1 protein-coding gene is annotated in these 1288 nt (G+C 69.2%); it reads left to right on the forward strand.

Annotated features, from left to right (window positions below; translation table 11 throughout):
- Positions 1-7: 7 nt before the first annotated feature.
- Positions 8-1288 (forward strand): TIR domain-containing protein (locus tag U9980_RS18690; protein WP_322769096.1); only part of this gene is annotated, 1281 nt, incomplete at its 3' end.

A 1288-nucleotide genomic window follows, 5' to 3' on the forward strand; every position in this document is an offset into this window, starting at 1 on the left:
TTTACCCATGGTTGACGGGGGCGGGGTCACCGACACAACGACGTCCGATGACGGCGGTCGCTACGACTTCTTCGTCAGTTACACCGGCGTCGACAGGGCCTGGGCGGAGTGGATCGCGTGGCAGCTTGAGGCCCGGGTGCGGTTCGGCGAGCGGTCCGGCGAGCGGTCCGCACGGGTCTTCCTGCAGGCGTGGGACCTCGTCCCGGGTACGAACTGGGCGGCCAGCATGCAGCTCGCGCTGCCGGCCTCGGCCCGGGTGGTGCCTATCCTGTCCCCCACCTTTCTGACCGACTCCCGGTACGGCAACGCCGAGTGGCTGGCGATCTGGCCGGACGACCCCGAGGGGCTCGACCGTCGGATCGTGCCGGTCCGGGTCGCGGACTGCCAGCCCACCGGTCTGCTGCGGTCGACCACCTACATCGATCTGGTCGGCCACGACGAGACGTCCGCCGCCGACACGCTGCTCACGGGGATCACCGCGTCCATCGAAGGCCGGGCGAAGCCCACCGTCGCCCCGCAGTTCCCCGGCCCGAACGGTCGCGCGGCGCGTGGTGCCGACCAACCGGCCTTCCCCGGAGCTGCCAGTGCGGTCACAGCCGCGGTCAGGACAGCCGCGGGCAGGACAGCCGCGGGCAGGCCGGGCAAGGCCACGGAGCCGGCCGTCACGGTGCTACACATCTCCGACACCCAGTTCGGGGCCCATCACGTGTTCGGCCGGGCCGGGCTAACCGATGCCGACCGTGCCCACGCGTCCCTGTTCGCCCGGCTGCACGACGATCTGCGGGGCCGCGCCGAGGTCGACGGCCTGCGACCGGACCTCGTCGTGGTCACCGGTGACCTGGCCGAGACTGGCGCGAAAGTCGAATTCGACCAGGTGTACGACTTCCTCGTCGCGCTGGCGGAGAGCCTGGAACTCGACCGAAACCGGTTCGTGGTCATCCCCGGCAACCACGACGTCAACAGCAAGCTATGCAACGCCTATTTTCTGCAGTGCGAAGCGGCCGACGAGACTCCCCTCCCGCCGTACTGGCCGAAGTGGGAATTTTTCGACGCCCTGCTGCGGCGGTTCTACGGTATCGACGCCGCGATCGGCTTCGGAGTCGGCGCGGAATGGTCACTGTTCGAAATCCCCGACCGCCGGGTCGTCGTGGCCGGGTTGAACTCGACGATGGCCGAAACCCACGAAAAGCACTACGGCTGGCTCGGGGAACACCAGCTCCGTACCGTCGCCGAGGCGTTGGGCCGTTACGAGCGGGACGGCTGGCTACGGATCGGTGCCGTCCACCAC

The organism is Protofrankia sp. Cr1 (genome assembly GCF_963555865.1).
Classification (GTDB): domain Bacteria; phylum Actinomycetota; class Actinomycetes; order Frankiales; family Frankiaceae; genus Protofrankia.